This is a genomic window from Candidatus Nucleicultrix amoebiphila FS5 (assembly GCF_002117145.1).
GTDB classification, from domain to species: domain Bacteria; phylum Pseudomonadota; class Alphaproteobacteria; order Caedimonadales; family Nucleicultricaceae; genus Nucleicultrix; species Nucleicultrix amoebiphila.
On record NZ_CP008743.1, the window covers coordinates 892,210 to 911,359 of the forward strand.

Annotated in this window: 20 protein-coding genes; 16 read left to right on the top strand and 4 right to left on the bottom strand. The window is 41.2% G+C overall.

Annotation, left to right across the window (positions count from 1 at the left end):
• The first annotated feature begins 57 nt into the window (after window positions 1-57).
• From GQ61_RS04340 to GQ61_RS04360, 5 genes are read left to right on the top strand one after another with little or no spacing between them, the layout of a single operon-like run.
• The gene (locus tag GQ61_RS04340; RefSeq protein ID WP_198157417.1) at window positions 58-690 is read left to right on the top strand and encodes a protein-L-isoaspartate O-methyltransferase family protein; all 633 of its coding nucleotides are present in this window, start codon (window positions 58-60) and stop codon (window positions 688-690) included.
• On the top strand, window positions 687-1,025 hold the full coding sequence (locus tag GQ61_RS04345) for a rhodanese-like domain-containing protein (protein ID WP_085784143.1): 339 nt from the start codon (window positions 687-689) through the stop codon (window positions 1,023-1,025). Before GQ61_RS04340 ends, GQ61_RS04345 begins: the two co-directional genes overlap by 4 nt.
• A 36-nt stretch (window positions 1,026-1,061) precedes the next feature.
• A complete protein-coding gene (locus GQ61_RS04350) occupies window positions 1,062-2,552 on the top strand; it encodes a TolC family outer membrane protein (protein WP_085784144.1) in 1,491 nt (496 codons plus the stop codon).
• An 18-nt stretch (window positions 2,553-2,570) separates the two neighbouring features.
• Entirely contained in the window at window positions 2,571-3,149 is a 579-nt protein-coding gene (locus tag GQ61_RS04355; protein ID WP_085784145.1) for a DUF2497 domain-containing protein, read from the top strand.
• A 52-nt stretch (window positions 3,150-3,201) separates the two neighbouring features.
• Window positions 3,202-5,856 carry a valine--tRNA ligase gene (locus GQ61_RS04360; RefSeq protein WP_085784146.1) on the top strand — a complete coding sequence of 885 codons (2,655 nt, stop codon included), beginning with the start codon at window positions 3,202-3,204 and terminating at the stop codon, window positions 5,854-5,856.
• Window positions 5,857-5,865: 9 nt separating this feature from the next.
• Here GQ61_RS04360 and GQ61_RS04365 read toward each other — a convergent pair whose 3' ends face one another.
• Together GQ61_RS04365 and GQ61_RS04370 are read right to left on the bottom strand one after the other, a co-directional pair.
• On the bottom strand, window positions 5,866-6,654 hold the full coding sequence (locus GQ61_RS04365; RefSeq protein ID WP_085784147.1) for an exodeoxyribonuclease III: 789 nt from the start codon (window positions 6,652-6,654) through the stop codon (window positions 5,866-5,868).
• A 22-nt stretch (window positions 6,655-6,676) separates the two neighbouring features.
• Window positions 6,677-7,045, bottom strand: a complete 369-nt coding sequence (locus tag GQ61_RS04370; RefSeq protein ID WP_198157418.1) for a HesB/IscA family protein — start codon at window positions 7,043-7,045, stop codon at window positions 6,677-6,679.
• A gap of 96 nt (window positions 7,046-7,141) precedes the next feature.
• Here GQ61_RS04370 and argS point away from each other — a divergent pair, with 96 nt between their 5' ends.
• Window positions 7,142-8,899, top strand: coding sequence for an arginine--tRNA ligase (argS, locus tag GQ61_RS04375; RefSeq protein WP_085784148.1), 1,758 nt, complete (start codon window positions 7,142-7,144; stop codon window positions 8,897-8,899).
• Window positions 8,899-9,675: a hypothetical protein gene (locus tag GQ61_RS04380; RefSeq protein ID WP_085784149.1), complete on the top strand. Its 777-nt coding sequence runs from the start codon at window positions 8,899-8,901 to the stop codon at window positions 9,673-9,675. The genes argS and GQ61_RS04380 overlap by 1 nt, the downstream gene beginning before the upstream one ends.
• Window positions 9,676-9,808: 133 nt before the next feature.
• Here GQ61_RS04380 and GQ61_RS04385 read toward each other — a convergent pair whose 3' ends face one another.
• Window positions 9,809-10,495: a hypothetical protein gene (locus GQ61_RS04385; RefSeq protein WP_085784150.1), complete on the bottom strand. Its 687-nt coding sequence runs from the start codon at window positions 10,493-10,495 to the stop codon at window positions 9,809-9,811.
• Window positions 10,496-10,777: 282 nt separating this feature from the next.
• Here GQ61_RS04385 and tatA point away from each other — a divergent pair, with 282 nt between their 5' ends.
• From tatA to secF, 9 genes are all read left to right on the top strand, one after another.
• Window positions 10,778-10,990 carry a twin-arginine translocase TatA/TatE family subunit gene (gene tatA / locus GQ61_RS04390; protein ID WP_085784151.1) on the top strand — a complete coding sequence of 71 codons (213 nt, stop codon included), beginning with the start codon at window positions 10,778-10,780 and terminating at the stop codon, window positions 10,988-10,990.
• A gap of 3 nt (window positions 10,991-10,993) precedes the next feature.
• Complete coding sequence (gene tatB / locus GQ61_RS04395; RefSeq protein WP_085784152.1) at window positions 10,994-11,296, top strand: Sec-independent protein translocase protein TatB; 303 nt, start codon at window positions 10,994-10,996, stop codon at window positions 11,294-11,296.
• On the top strand, window positions 11,250-12,035 hold the full coding sequence (gene tatC / locus GQ61_RS04400) for a twin-arginine translocase subunit TatC (RefSeq protein WP_085784153.1): 786 nt from the start codon (window positions 11,250-11,252) through the stop codon (window positions 12,033-12,035). The genes tatB and tatC overlap by 47 nt, the downstream gene beginning before the upstream one ends.
• A gap of 15 nt (window positions 12,036-12,050) precedes the next feature.
• Window positions 12,051-13,337: a serine--tRNA ligase gene (gene serS / locus GQ61_RS04405; RefSeq protein ID WP_085784154.1), complete on the top strand. Its 1,287-nt coding sequence runs from the start codon at window positions 12,051-12,053 to the stop codon at window positions 13,335-13,337.
• The gene (surE, locus tag GQ61_RS04410; RefSeq protein ID WP_085784155.1) at window positions 13,334-14,098 is read left to right on the top strand and encodes a 5'/3'-nucleotidase SurE; all 765 of its coding nucleotides are present in this window, start codon (window positions 13,334-13,336) and stop codon (window positions 14,096-14,098) included. The genes serS and surE overlap by 4 nt, the downstream gene beginning before the upstream one ends.
• On the top strand, window positions 14,098-15,339 hold the full coding sequence (locus tag GQ61_RS04415; RefSeq protein WP_085784156.1) for a LysM peptidoglycan-binding domain-containing M23 family metallopeptidase: 1,242 nt from the start codon (window positions 14,098-14,100) through the stop codon (window positions 15,337-15,339). Before surE ends, GQ61_RS04415 begins: the two co-directional genes overlap by 1 nt.
• 82 nt (window positions 15,340-15,421) lie before the next feature.
• Complete coding sequence (yajC, locus tag GQ61_RS04420) at window positions 15,422-15,808, top strand: preprotein translocase subunit YajC (RefSeq protein WP_085784157.1); 387 nt, start codon at window positions 15,422-15,424, stop codon at window positions 15,806-15,808.
• A gap of 8 nt (window positions 15,809-15,816) precedes the next feature.
• The gene (gene secD, locus GQ61_RS04425) at window positions 15,817-17,394 is read left to right on the top strand and encodes a protein translocase subunit SecD (RefSeq protein ID WP_085784158.1); all 1,578 of its coding nucleotides are present in this window, start codon (window positions 15,817-15,819) and stop codon (window positions 17,392-17,394) included.
• Window positions 17,395-17,409: 15 nt separating this feature from the next.
• A complete protein-coding gene (gene secF / locus GQ61_RS04430) occupies window positions 17,410-18,327 on the top strand; it encodes a protein translocase subunit SecF (RefSeq protein ID WP_085784159.1) in 918 nt (305 codons plus the stop codon).
• Between the two features lie 57 nt (window positions 18,328-18,384).
• Here secF and GQ61_RS04435 read toward each other — a convergent pair whose 3' ends face one another.
• The gene (locus GQ61_RS04435) at window positions 18,385-18,963 is read right to left on the bottom strand and encodes a hypothetical protein (RefSeq protein WP_085784160.1); all 579 of its coding nucleotides are present in this window, start codon (window positions 18,961-18,963) and stop codon (window positions 18,385-18,387) included.
• Between the last annotated feature and the right edge of the window lie 187 nt (window positions 18,964-19,150).

Genomic DNA, 19,150 nt, shown 5'->3' on the forward strand with positions numbered 1-19,150 from the left:
CACTAGAAGCTGTGCTATTTTTATTACATGCTTGATTTTAATGCACTGAGGGAGACCATGGTTAAGAGCCAAATTCTCCCTAATAAAGTTTCAAATCCTCTTCTCATTAAGGCCTTATCAACAGTGCCTAGAGAACTTTTTGTAAAAAAAGAGTATGAAAATTTGGCTTATGCTGATGGAATTCTCCCTCTTGATCACAATAGATCCATTATGCCTCCTCTCGTCTTTGCAAACCTGGTAGAAGCTCTCTCAATTCAGCCTGACGAAAATGTCCTCGATGTTGCTGCAGGATACGGCTATTCTTCAGCCATCCTAGGTTTTCTCTCTAAGCTCGTGATCAGCTTAGAATCAGATCTTGATCGTTCAAAAATTGCTAAAAGACTGTTGGAAGAGCTTAACATTTTTAATGTGAAATCCGTCTCAAATCCTTTAAATAAGGGCTGGTTAAAAGCTGCACCTTATGATGTCATTATTCTTGAAGGCGTTGTTCATGAAGTCCCATCAAAACTCTTTGAACAATTAAAAGATGGCGGGCGATTAGGGGCACTTATCGCGTATAACTCCTATGAAACCCCTCGAGCAACCATTTTCCATAAAACCAATAAAACTCTTACAAGAAAAATTGTTTTTGAAGCTGAAGCTCCAATGATCAAGGAGCTTGCACCTGTAAAAACCACCTTTGTACTATGACTCATCAACAAAAATACCCCCTTGAGTTATCTCCTCAAGAACTTCAAGAATTATGGGTCAACAATCCAACATTGCTCGTCCTAGATGTACGGGAAAAAGCCGAACTTCTATTATCAAGTATACAAGGAACCTCACATATTCCCATGAATGAGTTAACATTGAAGGGTCCGCTATTAAATCCTAAAAGCCATATTATAACTCTTTGTCATCATGGTTATCGCAGTCTCCAAGCTGCACTGTATTTTAGAGAATTAGGGTTTACAAAGGTTCAAAGCTTAAAAGGCGGCATTGATGCTTGGAGCCGCCTTATTGACTCATCGGTGCCATTGTATTAGAAATAATGCTATTAAAAGGTAAGGCTAAAAAAACCCATGAAACAAAATATTTCTTTGAAGAAACTATTCTTAATTTCCTCAGCTGTCGTTGTTCTTTTAGAGCCCGTGGCAGCGCAAAGTCCAGAGCCAGAAAATCCTGAGATAGGTCTGCTGTATGCAGAAGAAAAGGCTGTTGAAAAAGTCTTACAATCAGGCATTCAACATGGGACTTTAACATCAGATCATCCCTTTATTACAGCTCTTACTCTTGCCTACCAGCAAAATAGTAACCTATTAGCTAAAATTCGGGAACAATATAGTGTTCACGAGGATGTATCTATTGCTCGGTCTGGATTCTTACCCAGCCTTTCTGTAACATCAAGTGTCGGAAAAAATTGGCAAGCCGTAGAAAGTCCTCCACCAGGTGGTGCTGCTCTCTCAAGACCTACAAGCGCTTCAGTTACATTAAAACAATCTCTTTATGCAGGTGGATCAACTCTTGCAAACACGAAGGCAGCTGAAATCGGAGTCCATGCAGGCCTAGAATCTTTCCGTTCAACTGAACAAGACGTTTTGTTATCTGCTGTGCAAGTTTATTTGGACCTCTGGTATAAAAGAGCAGCGGTTGAATTAAAAAAAACCCAAGTTAAAGTCCTAGAAAAGACATTAGAACAAGCCCTCGCTCAAGCCGAAGTTGGTGAAAAAACATTAACAGATGTTTCTCAAGCAAAATCAGCTTTAGCGCAAGCAAAATCAGAATTGATTGCGGCGGCACAAGATGCAAAAACGGCAGAAGGTTCATATATCAATACCATTGGTTCACCCCCCACTGATTTAACGCCTCCTCCTGCTTTAGATGAAGCTATGGACACTCCCAAGACTAAAGAAGAAGCAATTAAAAAGGCAAATAAAGACCACCCAAATGTTGTGAGTGCTAATTACTCGTTGGCAGCAGCTAAGAAAGGTGTCGATGTCCGTGAAGGATTGCTTTTGCCAAGTGTGGATCTCAATGCAAATGCTGGGAGAGACTTACAATCAAGGGGCGCCCACAGTCGCAGCAATAGCGCTCAGGCAACTGTCTCTTTAACAGTTCCTATCCTGAATGGCGGTGGTTCTGATTGGGCAAACTTAAGAAAAGCCTATCATGCAGAAGCACAAAAACGCGTAGAAGCACGTAAAGCTCTTCAACAATCAACAGCTAATGCAATCTCTGCTTGGGAGTCTTGGGTCGGTGCAAAAAATAGAATTGCACAATTGACGGTTCAAGTACAAGCGGCAGAACTCAGTGTTCAAGGAGCGCGTCAAGAATCCTTGGTTGGGGAAAGAACACTGCTTGATGCTTTAATTACCGAACAGAACTTAGTTACTGCTCAAACAGAATTAGTAAAAGCTCAAAGAGATTATTTAATTGCTGGCTATACTCTTTTGAGTGCCATGGGATCCATGACGGCCAGAAATTTAAAGCTACCAACCACACAGCATGATGTTCAAGGCCATTATGATCTTGTTAATGATCGTTGGTTCGGAACGGCTGGCACTGATTATTAAATAAGGACGATATGATTCATGAAAGCCCCGTCTCCGGAAGATCAAAAAGTTGAGGAAATTTTAACGTCTATTCGCAGCATTATTGCCGAGGATATACATTATAAAACAGGAAAACCAATGAAGAAAACAGACCCCTCATTGCCACTTCCGAGTAATAAAAAAGCTATTCTTGAACTTACCGATATGGTGCAACAGGATGGTTCTGTCGTAAATTTAAAACAAGACATAGTTTCCAGTCCCTCCATCGAAACCACCTCTCCAGAGAAAATATCACCAAGGCCTACGCCCGTTTCACAAAAAACCTCGACGCCCTTAAAAGGAGATTACCTTATGAAACAAAAGGAAGATATTCTCGCTCAAGAAACCACTGCAAAACTACAAGAGTCGTTCGATCAATTCAAAAGTGTTATTCAGAATCCTGAAATGCCGCACCAGGCTCCTCCCATTCACAGTGGCAATATTGGTAGTCAAACCTTTGAGAGTATCATTCACCAAATGTTACAACCCATGCTTAAAGAGTGGCTTGATGCTCACCTTCCTACCATCGTAAAATTTTTGGTGAGTGAACAGATTGAAAAAATTAAGAATAAAAAGTAGATTGATTGTCGACTTTTTAAGTATCTAACCCCTAAATATTTATGACGAGCCAATGTTAAGCAAGACCTACCAGCCTCAAGAAATTGAGGCAAAAATTATTGATCTTTGGGAAAAATCAGACGTTTTTCACTTTGAAGACGACCCTTCGAAACCTCCTTTTACCATTATTATGCCCCCACCGAATGTGACTGGCAGTCTTCATCTAGGACATGCGCTCACCTTTACACTCCAAGATATTTTAGTGCGTTATAAGCGTATGAAAGGGTATAGCGTTCTCTGGCAACCGGGCATGGATCATGCGGGTATTACAACTCAAATTCTGGTAGAAAAAGCTTTAGAGAAAGAAGGTCTACACCGACAGGATTTAGGTCGTGAAAAATTTGTTGAGCGTGTTTGGGCATGGAAAGAAGAATACGGCGGAATGATTTTCAAGCAACAGCGACTCTTGGGATTTTCCCCAGATTGGAGTCGTGAACGCTTTACCATGGATCCTCATGCGTCTGAAGTCGTGATCAAAATATTCGTTTCTCTTTATCGAGAAAAGCTCATTTACAAAGACCAACGCCTTGTGAACTGGGATCCAAAGCTCCTTACCGCTTTGTCAGATCTTGAAGTGAAAAACATCGAAACAAAAGGAAAGCTTTGGTACATCCGCTATCCTGTTGTGGGAAGCGATGAATATATTACTGTGGCCACGACTCGACCAGAAACTCTCTTCGGAGATCAAGCTGTGGCGGTCCATCCCAACGATGAACGTTATCATCATCTTCATGGAAAGTTTGCGCTTTTGCCCCTGAGCAATCGTGAAATTCCTATTATTACCGATGAATATTCCGATCCTGAAAAAGGAACAGGTGCAGTAAAAATCACTCCTGCCCATGATTTTAATGACTTTGAAGTAGGGAAGAGAAATAATCTTGAGCCTCTCAATATCTTTGATATGCACGCCTGTTTAAATGAAAAAGTTCCTGAAGAATTTCAAGGGCTCGATCGTTTTGTGGCACGCAAAAAAGTTCTTGAAGCCTTAACTGAACTCGGCCTCTTGGAAAAAGAAGAAGATGTCGTGCACATGGTGCCTCATGCAGATCGTTTTTCAGGAGATATTCTTGAACCACGTATTACAGAGCAATGGTATGTGGATGCTGTTACCCTCGCCAAAGATGCCCTTGAGACTGTTAAATCTGGAAAAACTAAAATCGTCCCTGAAAGCTGGTCATCTACCTATTACCATTGGCTTGAAAACATTCAACCTTGGTGTATTTCCCGTCAACTGTGGTGGGGACATCGTATTCCTGCTTGGTATGCTCCCGATGGAGAAATTTTCGTAGCTCACGATTCGACGGAAGCACACACGCTTGCCAAAAATCATTTTGGCCACGAGGTTTTTCTCGTACAAGATGAAGATGTTTTAGACACCTGGTTTTCTTCATCCTTATGGCCGTTCTTAACATTAAACTGGCCAGAAAAAAACAGTGTGTTGGAACGTCATTATCCCAGCGATGTCCTTGTCACCGGCTTGGATATTATTTTCTTTTGGGTTGCCCGTATGATGATGATGGGCATGCATTTTATGAAGAAGTCCCCGTTTAAAAACATCTTCTTACATGCCATGGTCCGTGATGAAAAAGGCCATAAGATGTCAAAATCAAAAGGGAACGTCATTGATCCTTTGGATGTTGTTGCAAAATTTGGGGGGGATGCCCTCAGATTTACAGTGGCCGCTTTAACAACCCCGGGCAGAGATATTCGCCTCTCGGAATCTATTGTGGAAAATAATCGAAATTTTGCAACCAAGCTTTGGAATGCCACCCGCTTTTCTTTGCAAAATCAATGCGCATTAAAAGATGATTATGATCCTTCAACGTTAAATTCGCCCCTCAATCGTTGGATTGTCTCTGAAGTTGCAACGCTTAACCACGCTTTTGAAAACGCTCTCGATCGTTATCGCTTTGATGAGGCCGCTAGCCTTCTCTATCATTTCGTTTGGAGGACATTCTGCGATTGGTATATTGAATTTTCTAAACCCATTTTTATGGGATCGGCAGAGCAAAAAGAGCAAGAAGAAACGCGCGCGACAACCGCCTGGGTTCTGAAAATTATTTACCATATGCTGAACCCTTTCATGCCTTTTATTACGGAAGAGCTCTGGCAAGCTTTGAGCCCTCAGAGTGAGATGCTTGCTAAAGCACAGTGGCCGTTCAACGCACATAAAACAAAACAGCTAATCGATGAAAACGCTTCTAGCGATATTCGTTGGTTGATCACGTTGATTTCTGCAATCCGAACATCTCGCACAGAGCTTAATGTTCCACCAAGCACGATTCTTCCTTTACACGTGCGTGATGCCTCTTCTCAATCTTTGTCTCGTATTGACAGATTTTTAGCTCTTCTCCAACGGTTGGCATTTGTGCGTTTTGATTCATCAGCTCCTGATGAGAAGTTAAAAGGCACAATTCAATGTGTTGTGCAAGAAGCTACGTATGTTCTTCCCATTGGCGATGTTCTGGATGTTAATAAAGAGCGTGCACGCCTTGAGAACTCTTTAAAAGACGTCATCAAGGATATCCAAGCCACGGAAAATAAACTGAACAATAAAGAGTTTGTGCAAAAAGCCCCTGAAGATATTCTTGAAAAGAATAAGGCACGTCTCAGTGAGGGCTTGGAAAAGAAAGTGAAACTTGAATCGGCTTTAGCTAATTTAAGCTAACATTTATACTCATTTAAGCTGAATCCACAAAGGGGCATGATCAGAAGCCTGAGGTTGTCCGCGCACTTCAAAAGCAACCCCCCCATCTTCTAAAAGGTCTATAGCCTGAGGAGATAAGAGAAAATGATCAATGCGAAAGCCCAAGTTTTGTTGCCACGACCCTGCTCGATAATCCCACCAAGTAAAATGAGACCTTGGATCTTGGTGAGGCTTTAAGCCTATTTGTTTTTGTGCGTCATAAAGTCCCAGATGGACCAGCTTTCTAAATGCTGCCCGCTCTTGATAGCTACACAAAATTCGTTCTCTCTCGAATAAGCTCGGGTCGTAGACATCATCCACTTCAGGGGCCACATTGTAATCCCCCCCCACACACAAGACCTCATTGTACGTCAAAAGCATTTTTAAGTGATCGTGAAGCCTTTCATAGAACCTGAGTTTATACTCATAGCTCTCACTCCCCACCTCTCGACCATTGGGAACATAGACAGACGCCACACGCGTCGTCCCAACCACCGCTTCGATATAACGTGCCGCTATGTCAGCATCATCCCCCGGCAAACCTTCTTTTACGTCTTCAATGGGATTTTTCGCAAGGATGGCAACACCATTATACGTCTTTTGCCCCAAGACAGCGACATTATAGCCCGCCTCTTCAAATTCTTGGCTTGGAAAAGCTTCTTTTAAACACTTAATTTCTTGTAAAAGCAGAATGTCCGGCCCAACATTTTTAATCCATTCAAGGACCTGAGGCAGACGAACTCTAATAGAATTGACGTTCCATGTTGCTATTTTGGTCATTATTGTTATGCCCTGTTAGACCTTAAATAATTGAAAATGAATTTCCACATCCACATGAAGCTACAGCATTGGGATTCTTAATCACAAAGGCAGCACTCATCATATCTTCCGTATAATCAATCATAGATCCATTGAGAAAATTTAAAGAAGTTTCATCAGAGATGATTTTAACTTCACCCAAAGAAAAGACGATATCTTCATGACCAGGTTCTTTTTCAAATGAAAAGTTATACTGAAGTCCTGAACATCCGCCTCCATCAACGCGTACACGCAGCATGCCCTCGGTTTTTTCTAAAACTGTTATTTGATCAAAAGCCCTTTGGGTGACTTGCAAATTCAAATCACTTGAGGGATTAAGGGGAGTCATCTTTAAAATATCGTCTTTATTCATTTTCAAAAATATTCTTTGAAACCATTGGTAGATTTAGCATAGTGTGTTATGCAGAAATCATGTTGGACATAACAATTCTTTAGACTATAGCAACAAATGCCCCAAAATCTCTACAAAACTTTTCGTGATGAAATCATTAAGATTATTGATGCCCTTGTTCAAGAAAAAAAACTAAAGGCAGGGCTTGATACCAGTAAAGTCACCGTTGACCCTCCCCGAGAGTCTACCCATGGCGATTTAGCAACTAATGTGGCGATGGTTCTTGCAAAAGAAGCCAATCTATCTCCTCGGGATTTGGCTCAACTGGTCGAAGAAAAATTGAAAAATAATTCTTTTGTCACGCATATTGAAATAGCAGGTCCAGGCTTTATCAATTTTTCTCTTCATCATGACTTCTGGGCTCAAGAAGTTAGGAACATTCTAAAATCTGGCATAAATTATGGCGATTCAACTTTAGGAAAAGGGCATGCTATCAACGTAGAATATGCTTCTGTGAATCCCACGGGTCCTCTTCATATGGGCCACAGTCGTGTAGCACTTGTCGCAGACGTATTGGCCAACTTGCTCGAAAAAGCGGGACATCCTATACAGCGTGAATATTACGTAAATGATAGTGGGGGCCAAGCGCGTATTTTGGTATTGTCTGTCTATCAACGCTATTTAGAAGCCCTCGGCCATACCATTGGTCCTATTGATGGTTATCAAGGAGACTATTTAATTCCGGTGGGTCAAGCTCTGGCTAAAAAGTATGGAGATCAATGGGTTAATAAACCTGAAGAGCAATGGTATGAGACATTTCGCGCTTTTTCCATTGACGCCATGATGACACGTATTAAATCTGATCTTAATGATTTAGGAGTTTTTCACGACGTCTTTACATCCGAGCATAGCATTGTCAAAGAAGGCAAAGTAGAAGCTGCTTTTAAAGCTTTAGAAAATCTAGGATTAATTTATCAAGGCATCCTAGAGCCTCCCAAAGGTAAAACCCCCGATGATTGGGAACCTCGTGAACAAACTTTGTTCCGTGCTGCTCAATTCGGCGATGATGTTGATCGTCCCTTAAAAAAGTCTGATGGCAGCTGGACATATTTTGCCAACGATATTGCCTATCATTTTGATAAGTTTAATCGAGGGTCACCGACTCTTATCGATGTTTTAGGCGCTGATCATGGCGGCTACGTAAAACGTTTATCTGCGGCGGTCACCGCGATCACTGAGGGAAAAGGACAAGCCATTGTTAAACTTTGCCAGATGGTTCGCTTCATTGATCAGGGACAAGTTTTAAAAATGTCAAAACGGGCAGGTGTTTTTGTCACTGTTCAAGAAGCTATCCAAAAAGTAGGTCGCGATGCGATTCGCTTCATCATGCTAACCCGCAAAAACGATGCTCCTTTAGACTTTGATTTTGATAAAGTGATAGAGCAAACAAAGGATAACCCTGTTTTTTATGTGCAATACGCTCACGCCCGTTGTCATTCTGTAAAACGTCATTTTTTGGGGACATTTCCCCACGTTGACTTAACTCCTGAAACCTTGGCAAGTCTTGATCTCAAGGGTCAATTTCAAGATCTTGGTGAGCTTTCTCTTATAAAATTGATGGCCACATGGCCCCGCGTTATTGAGACCGCTGCGCTCACTTATGAACCCCATCGTATTGCTTTTTATCTATATGATGTGGCTTCAGCCTTTCATTCTTTATGGAACAAAGGCCGCGAAAATGAAGAATTACGGTTTATTTTACCCAACGATGTTGAACTTTCACAAAAACGCTATTGCCTTGTCTACGCAGTCATGCTCATCATAGCATCAGGATTAAAAGTACTAGGGGTGCAACCTCTGGAGGAGATGCGTTAGTGACCCAGACAAAGTGGAATAAAAGACCAACTTCGGTGCACACCCAGTTTCGGTCCTATTCCTATGGTCAGGAAAAATCGGGATTTTTTAGCTCTCCATTAAGAATTTTTTTGTTTCTTTTAGGATTCACTTTGCTCATAGGCGGTGGGTTTCTTTTTCTTAATTACAATCACTCAAAACCCACAACAACTCTCCCCATCATTTCTCCACCTGACACTCCTTTGAAAATTCGCCCCAAAGAGGGCTCTTCACGTCTGATCCCCCATCAAGAAAAAACCATTTATCAAAGCTTGGATCATAAGAAAGACAAAACCACTGAAACCAAAATTATTGAAAAACCTGAAGAGCCCATTATCCGACCTCCAGCGTTAAGTGAGAACTTTTTTGCTGAGCATATGGACACTCAAAATGATCATAATCCCACAGAATCAGACATTTCTTCTAAGGAAAACATTACAGTTTACGAACGCTGTCCTTACACCTTGAAAGGAGAGTCTCTTCCTTCTCATCCAAAATTGGCATCAATTAAATACTTTGTCTCTTTCAAAGGGTTTCAAAGTCACGACGAAGCCGAGTCTGCTTGGGGTCAAATAATGAAGATGCCCGCTATAAAAAAAGATACATTGAGACTCGAAACATACTTTAGACGGGTCGATTTAGGATTCAGGCAGGGTATCGAACATCGTATCCTTGTAGGCCCCTTTGTTACTCTTGAGAAAGCCTTAAATTTTTGCAAAGTCTCTAGTCGTCAGTGTGTTGTCCAAGAAAGCTATTAGGTGATTAATCCCAATTAACTTGCAAGTGTTGACAGCGCCCGAGCCCTGCTGTTATTCACACCTCCAAGCGGATAATCCAGAGCCTCCCTCACTCCTGTAACTTCTTAAGATCGTCTTCTTTGATGCAGGCTCACTAAAATTTTCTCTCCGGGGGCAGGATCATTTTAAATTTGGCCCCGTATATCAAATATCTCGAATACTCCTCTACTTGTTCTGCTAAATCTTGAGTCGTTTGACTATAATGTTTGATTCTATGATGATTTCCCCTGCGATCATCAAGAAAATCAAGTTCCTTTTTAGGAATTAATGTATTATGAATCAATTCTAGATAAGTGCTAGATGTGTAGTGATCTCTTACACACAGGTCTGCTTCCATTCTTAATTCCGTGTTTAAAGAATACAGGCCGTGAAACCTATTGTTTTCTTCTTTAATTTCGAGAACCAACTCTACCTCTAACCCCTCATTTTTAAAGTCTTTAACTGAAATATTGAACGTTGGTTTTGTCTCCTTCTTTCCCTTTTTCCCCTCATCATGCACAGCACACGTGATATGATAGCCTCGGGCGTTAGGGAAATTCTTGGAAAGCATTGGCTGGAAGAATAGAGTTCTTGGCATACCTTTTCGATAGTTTTTTCTCACAAAAGCCTTTTGAGGGAGCGGCTTTGCTCTGCTCGCCGTACTCTTGACAGTGAGCCGACTAAAGTCTTTGATCACTTCCTCAACCAAGAAGAACGACCCGTGACTCTCGCCACTTCCTGCCCCCACGCATAACCCCAACATAATGAATATAAATTTTAGACGTCTACACTGCAGCCCCATGACTCTTTCTCCTGTTCTAAACGTTACACTTCACCCGCCAACTATTTTATGATTTTTTTAGAGTATGATATCTACTATTTGCATTTGTCAAGTTTTTTGTCAAATATGTGTCTTACTTCCCCTTGTACTCTTTTGCCCCCTGGTTTATTATTTTTTTTGATCCCTTAAACGCTTGGAGATCAAGATAGATTTGGCCTTCAAAAGATATAATAAGCGTTTTTTATTGCGCACATGTAGTAAGTTTTATATACAAACCAAGGAATTACTTTAGGAGTATTGTTAATGGGATTAAGTTTAGGTCACGTCCTTCTTCTCTTGGTTGTCGTACTGATCATTTTTGGTGCAGGCAAATTACCCAAGGTGATGGAAGAATTAGCAAAAGGCATTAAGGCCTTTAAAGGAGGCCTTGAAGAAGAGCCTGTTCCTTCCAAAAATAATCCAAAGGTTTTACAGTCACGCTCAAATAAATCCCCAAGTAAAAAGAAAAAGAGCTAGTCCATGTTTGACTTGGGCAGTTGGGGAGAAATTTTTATCATCGCCGTGGTCGCTTTAATCCTCTTAGGACCTAAAGAAATACCTGTGGTACTGCGTGCCTTGGGCCGTTGGATTGCCAAAGCTAAGAATTTAAGTAATGAAGTTCGCTCAACCCTGAATCATTTTATTCATCAAGGGGAATTTGAAGAATTTAAGAAATCGGCGAATATTTATACGCCTCTGCAAAATGATAATGATCCTTTAAAAAAGCCTATAATCAATGACAAAAAAACCATCAAGACTCCAAAAAGACGCGCTCGCAACTAGTCATGAGATGGCTATCGTTGATCATTTAATTGAGCTACGCCGTCGTTTACTCTATTCGGTGTTCGCTTTTTTTAGTGCCTTTTTAGTTTGCTATTATTTTTCTGAAGAAATTTTTGCCTTCTTGATTCGTCCTCTCGCCGAGGCACTCAAAGATAAGGAAGGCCGTCGCTTAATTTACACAGGTCTGGCCGAAGCTTTTTTTACTTACCTCAAGGTGGCTTTCTTTTCTGCTGCCTTTCTCTCATTTCCCATTGTTGCAAATCAGTTGTGGATTTTTATCGCCCCTGGCTTATACAGCCAAGAAAAGCGTGTCGCACTCCCCTTTCTTTTGGCAACCCCCATTTTGTTTTTCCTTGGAGCAGCCTTTGCGTACTACATCATTATTCCTCCAGCTTGGCAGTTTTTTCTTAATTTTGAAACCCACGGTACGTCAGAGACTCTGCCTATTCAATTAGAAGCGCGTGTCGGAGAATATCTTTCTATTATCATGCGTTTGATCATGGCCTTTGGTATTTGTTTCCAATTGCCAATTTTGCTTTTTCTGTTAGCACGTGTTGGCATTCTTCAGTATCAAATGCTTGAGAAATATCGTAAATATAGTTTTATCATGATTTTGGTTGTTTCTGCCCTCTTAACACCGCCAGATGTTTTGAGTATGGTAGGATTGGCTTTGCCCTTGTATGGTCTTTATGAGATTTCGATTTTATTAATTCGTTTGCTGGTAAAAACAAAGAAATAAGTTTGGAGAGTTACGTTGCTCGATTTAAAGTGGATTAGGGAAAATCCCGATAAACTAGATGAAAATTTGAAGAAGCGTGGAGCGGAGCCTTGTTCGCCAAAAATTATCGCGCTTGATAAACAACACCGTCAATGTCAAACAGAGCTACAAGATTTACAAAATCAGCGAAATGCTCTGGCCAAAGCTATCGGCCAAGCGAAACAACAAGGTCAAAATGCCGATGCGCAAGTTGCTGAAGCAGCAACCATTAAAGAACGCATCCCCGTCCTTGAGAGTGAACTGCAAGTTTTGGATAATGAACTTTCTTTGATACTAGAGGTTTTGCCAAATATTTTAGAAGATGAAGTCCCCCTTGGAAGCAATGAACACGACAATAAAGTTGTTTTGTCCTGGGGAACGCCTAAAAGTTTCGATTTCACGCCGCAACGTCATGATGAAATCGGCACCAAATTAGGTCTTATGGATTTTGAATCAGCAGCTAAAATTTCTGGCTCTCGGTTTGTGATCTTAAAAGGTGCATTAGCTCTTCTAGAACGCGCTTTGGGAAATTTCATGCTTGATTTACATGTGCAAAAATTTGGGTATCAAGAAGTTTCTCCACCCTATTTAGTTCAAGATCGTGCTCTTTTTGGCACGGGACAGTTGCCGAAGTTTGGCGAAGATCTTTTCCGTACGACAAGCGACCATTGGCTTATACCAACGGCTGAAGTATCACTGACTAATATGGTACGTGAACAAATTATGGAAGAATCTATTCTTCCTCAACGATTTGTTGCACATACTCCTTGCTTTCGCTCAGAAGCAGGCGCTGCTGGCAAAGATACGCGCGGCATGATTCGTCAACATCAGTTTCATAAAGTAGAACTGGTCAGTATTACCCATCCCGATCATTCTGTAGATGAACACAAGCGCATGGTTAATGCTGCAGAGGAAGTTCTCAAACTGCTTGAGATACCCCATCGTATTATCATTCTTTGCTCTGGCGATACAGGAATTCAATCACGCAAAACTTATGACATAGAAGTCTGGTTGCCTGGAGAAGGTCTCTATCGAGAAATTTCTAGCTGCTCAAATTGTGGTGATTACCAAGCGAGACGTATGATGGCACGTTTTAGACCTACTGATAAGGATGGCAAAAAATCCAACCCTCAATATGTTCACACCCTCAATGGCTCAGGAATTGCCGTGGGACGTGCACTTGTTGCGGTCTTAGAGAACTATCAAGAAAAAGACGGAACGGTTAAAATTCCACAAGTACTCATACCTTATATGAATGGCTTAGAGAGGATAAAAGCCCTATGACAAAGAATGTAAAGCCTAGAATTTTAATCTCCAATGATGATGGTATTAATGCCCATGGCATTAAAGTTCTCGAAAAAATTGCTCATACTTTTACGGATGATGTTTGGGTCGTTGCTCCTGAAATTGAACATAGTGGCGCCGGTCATTCTCTCACTTTACGTCGTCCCATTCGTGCTCGTAAAGTTTCGAGCCAACGTTATGCCGTTGATGGTACACCAACAGATTGCGTCATGGTGGCTCTCACAAAAATATTAAAAGATAATCAACCTACTTTAATGTTATCTGGTATCAATCATGGCATAAACATAGGCGATGATATTACGTATTCAGGAACAGTTGCAGCAGCCATGGAAGCAACATTATTGGGTGTCCCCTCTATTGCTTTTAGTCAAGCAGGTAAGAACGATCAGCCCATCAAGTGGAGTACGGCTGAACATTTTGCCACTGATATCATTAAGAAATTAATAGCGAATCCCTGGCCTCCCTATGTATTAATTAATGTTAACTTTCCAGATGTGGTTTCTAGTTCAGTAAAAGGCATTCGCGTCGTGAAACAAGGTGTTAGAACTGTGCGTGAAAATCTTTTGGATTGGTTTGATCCCAATGGGCAACCCTTTTATTGGATTGGTCCAAGAGACAGCACGCCCACAGAAGAAGGCACTGACTTGGAAGCCATTGCTAATGGTGAAATTTCAATCACCCCCTTGCATTTGGATCTGACTCATGAGAAAACTTTAAGGAATTTAAAGCAAGTTTTCTAATGAAATCCTGGTTATATATATCGTTTGTCATCCTCTTGTCGGCTTGTAGTGAGCGTGTTGGTCCACCTGCACATTTTTCCTATGGAACAGGTACTGCAGCGCCGGCGATGAATCGCATGATGGTCATTGTCCAACAAGGTGAGACTTTGACACAAATTGCACAAAAATATCATGTATCGACCCGTGACTTAATTATACTTAATCATATTCCTTCACCTTATAGTGTCCGACCTGGTCAACAACTTCTTGTTCCAAAAGTTCAGCACTTAGCGACGCTTTCAAAGCCATCTACCGCCCCAGTCGTTTCTTCTCACCCCCTAAGTCCTGTACCATCTGTCATCACACCCCAACCTCTCAAAACCGCAGAACCGTCTGTTCCTCAAAAAACGGAAGAGGAATGGGAAGATGTTGAAACGCTCGATCAAAAGAATCCAGATAAATCCACGTCAAACATTAAGGATCAAGATCTAAAGCCAGCAAAAAAAAACCTTAAAGAAGCTAAAAAAAAGGAAAAACATGACTCTAAAAAGAAAGAAAAAACCAGCAGCTTTAATGAAGCAGAGGAAGAAGATCCCTTTGAAAGCCTCCGAGGAGAAGAAATAAATCAGGAACTAAGCTCTTTTCGAAAAAAGAAAAACAAAGTTGAAAAGAAATCAGTAACCGAAACTCAAGAGCCTTTGCTTCAAAAAAATAAGACTCACTCCAAGTCCAAAAAGACTGAAGAGCCTCGTGTCGAAGAGCAGACTCCTCAGGAGGAATCTGTGAATGAAGAAGCCCCACTCTCAGAAACCACTCAAGAATCAGGGGCAGAAACGAACGACGCAGCCACAGAAAAAGAATCGACTGAGCCAAAACTTTTCAATTTCTCGTGGCCCTTAGAGTCGACAGGGTCAATTTTGATCCAATTTAACCAAAGCACAGAGGGTGCTAAAAATGATGGTATTAATATTAAAGCATCGCGCGGCACAAAGATTTTAGCTATTGAAGATGGGGTGATCGAATACAGCGCCAATGAAGTACGTGGTTTTGGCAATATCATTCTCATCAACCACGGCGGTGGATGGAAGTCAGCTTATTGTCATGCTGATAAAGTTTTAATCAAACAAGGAGATCGCGTAACGAAAGGGCAAACTATTGCGACTGTAGGCTCTTCAGGCTTTGTGAATACCCCACAGCTGCATTTTGAGCTGCGCAAAAATGCAAAACCCCATGATCCTCTTAAATATTTGAAGCAATCCTAAGGTTGGGGGTTGGCAATAACAGCTATTTGCGTTTAGAATCAGGCCAATTAATTAGATAACATAGCTTAATGGAGCACAATGAATGACCCTTTTAAATAATTTTTCTTTTATTTCTGAAGCCCATGCCCAAGGAGCGGGTGGTGCTGGTGGAAGCTTTGACATCCTTGGTTTTGCCGCCCCTCTTTTGTTTCTCTTTGTGGTCATGTACTTTTTTATTATTCGTCCTCAAAAGAAAAAGGAAGCTGAGCATCGTCAACTAGTTTCCAACCTGAGGCGTGGCGATAAAGTAATTACCTCAAGCGGCATCTTCGGTTCTGTGTTTCGCGTCGTTAATGACACGGAAATTGAGATTGAAATTGCGAATAATGTACAAGTACGCATGTTGAAGAGCATGGTGTCTCAAGTTCTCGCTAAAACAGAGCCTTCTTCAAGCGTGGTGAATAATAAGCCAGATAAAAAGAAGAAGTAGAGGATTCAATGGTTCAACTGCCCCCTTGGAAGGTCATATTAATTTTATTCGCGTGCGTAATCGGGGTCATTTTGCCCCTTCCTAATATTTTACCCGAGACTGTTCTAAACAAACTTCCAACGTGGTATTCGAACCAAAAAATAAGCTTGGGACTTGATCTCCAGGGGGGATCTCATCTTCTTTTAGAAGTAGATGTTCAGCATGCCTTAAAAGATCGTTTAGACAGTCTCCTTGAGGGAACGCGTAAAATTCTGCGCAGCGAAAAAGTAGGGTATTTAAATCTAGCGATCAACAAAGATGCTGTCAGTTTTAAATTACGTGACGCAAGTCAAGCAACGCTTGCGCAAAGCATCTTAAAGAAAGAACAAAGCGATGCAGATGTGAGCTACGACCCTCAACAAGAAACTGTTACTTTGCACTTTAAAGATATTGCTATCAGTGATCGTAAATATAAAGTTCTACAACAATCCATTGAGATTGTTCGAAAGCGTATTGATCAATTGGGAACCAAAGAACCCAACATTCAACGCCAAGGAGATGATCGAATTTTGGTTCAACTTCCCGGCATTGAAGATCCTAGCCACGTTAAAGCTCTTTTAGGAAAAACAGCACAAATGACATTTCGTCTTTTGCATCCTGAATATCCCGAAGCTGCGATGTTAGGAGGAAATCCCCCGCCTGCCGGCACTGAAATTCTACCGGGTGAATCTAAAAGTAATGGTGGACAAATTCAGTATGTGGTTATGAAAAAAATTCTGCTCGGTGGCGATAGCCTTGATGATGCTTCAGTCAGTTTTGATGAGTATAATAGGCCCCAAGTGAACTTTAAATTTGATACGCCAGGGGGTCGAAAATTTGCTGAAATAACCCGTGATAACATTGGTCGCAGATTGGCTATTGTTTTGGATAATCAGGTCATAAGCGCTCCGGTAATCAACAGCGTTATCCCAGGCAATGGCGTTATTCAGGGACAGTTTAGCGTTCAAGAAGCAAATGACTTAGCACTCCTCATGCGGGCAGGTGCTCTTCCTGCACCTTTGACTGTCATCGAAGAACGCACAGTCGGTCCAGATCTGGGCGCTGACTCAATTGCCGCCGGTCATCGTGCGACAATTATTGGCGTTTTGTTTGTGTTAGCCTTTATGCTTGTTTCCTACTCGCTCTTTGGCATCATCGCTAATTTGGCCCTCATTTTTAACTTAATTTTCCTCTTTGCAGCTTTGTCTGTTTTGGGTGCTACTCTCACGCTTCCTGGTGTAGCCGGTATCGCTTTAACTTTAGGAATGGCTGTGGACGCCAACGTGTTGATCTTTGAGCGTATCAAAGAAGAAATTCGCTTAGGCCGCAAGATGGTCTCTGCCATTGATTCAGGGTTCAGGCAAGCCATGGGAACAATTATTGACTCGAACGTCACCACTTTGTTTGCGGCAGCTGCTCTTTATTTCTTTGGTACAGGCCCTGTTCGTGGATTTGCGGTCACAACGGCTGTTGGCATTATTATCTCAATGTTTACAGCGATCTCACTGACACGACTTTTAATTGTGGGTTGGTTGAAGATTTTTAAACCCTCCAAGCTCCCCATTTAATATAAGGATAGACTTATGAAAGGCTTTCAATTCGTTCCAGTTAATACGAACATCCCTTTTACAGGGACTATTCGCTATGTCTCTTATTTAATCTCTTTAATTATGGTTGTCGGATCCATTGGCCTCTTTTTTGTCAAAGGCCTCAATTATGGCATCGATTTCAAAGGCGGATTTCTTATTGAAGTTCGCACACAAGCTCCCGCTGATTTATCCAAAATGCGTGCAGAGTTAAATGCACTTAATTTTGGCGAAGCAAAACTTCAAGAATTTGGCAGTAATCGAGATGTCATGATTCGAATTGAACGTCAGCATGGAGACGAAAAGGCCCAATCCGCTGCGTTAGAGAAAATCAAAGAGACGCTTGGTCCAGATGTGGAATATCGTCGTGTGGAAACCGTAGGTCCCAAAGTGAGCGCGGACTTGATTCGAAATGGTGGTTATGCTGTCGCTTTTGCGATTATTCTTATTCTACTTTACATCTGGATTCGATTTGAATGGCAGTTTGGTCTCTGCTGTGTCATCAGTCTTATGCACGATTGTATCAGCGTGGTTGGATTCTATTCTCTTTTTAACGTTGAGTTTAGCGAAACAGCTTTCGTAGCAATTCTCACGACTCTTGGCTATTCGGTCAACGACACGGTGGTGATTTATGACCGTATTCGTGATAACCTACGTAAATATAAAAAGACACCTCTCAATGAACTCGTGAACCGCAGTACCAATGAGACTTTATCCAGAACAGTGATGACCTCTTCAACTACAATGATGGCTCTTCTTGGTCTATACTTCTTTGGTGGACCTGTGATTTCGGTATTTAGTCTCCCTATCTTAGTGGGTATTTTTGTAGGCACTCTTTCTTCTATCTTTGTCAGTGCCAACTTGCTTTTGCATTTCAACATTCGTCGTCAAGATGTTGAACAAACTGCTAATTAAATAAAAAAGGACACTGAGAATCTCAGTGTCCTTTAACTTTCCCTCAATAACTCTTTCTTAGCAAGCCAATTGTGGGTGTGACATTTCTTGAATTCTTAAGGACTTTAGAATTTCCAAAGGATTGCGTGCTTTCAATTGCAAATCGAGAATGCCCATAATAACGGGGGATGTTTCAAACTTCTCTATTTTCATTTCCGTATGGAATGACCATTGCCCAAGAAAACGCAGTTCTTGATGTAAGTTTTTAGGATGGTGCGTTACAATCATTTTAGCTCTTTTTTCAACGGCAAAATCCTGTAATCCTTTGTAAAGTTCACTATAAAATTTCTTAATTAACTTTTGTGTCTCATCTTGATGCACATCTTCTTCTTGCAATCCCTCAATATCAAAGAAAACTTGTGAACATTCCCACACATTCTCTTCTCTCACCAAGCCAGCCGCAAATCTCTCAGTACGTGAAATTTTAGACTGTGTAATGGGCTGTAGTTTTGCACCCCCAATTAAACCCGATGATCGATCAATATAAACCACATAGGTCGTGTCGGTATTTTTTGTGGATTTTTTCTTCTCCCTCCCAAGAGAAGAAAATAATCCAGAAGTACTACTTGAAACTTCTTTAGTAATAAATTGCAACATAACCATCTCCTATAAAATATAAACTGTTGAGCAGAAGATCTCATACAAAAAATACTTTTTCAATCTTAGATTTTCGAAGACAATCTATTCATAAAACGAATAGTTGAAACTACAAATACTTTTTCTTTTCATTGTTATTTCTCTACTACAATGATCGCACAACTAAAGAAGGTTTAACGTTGGCTGC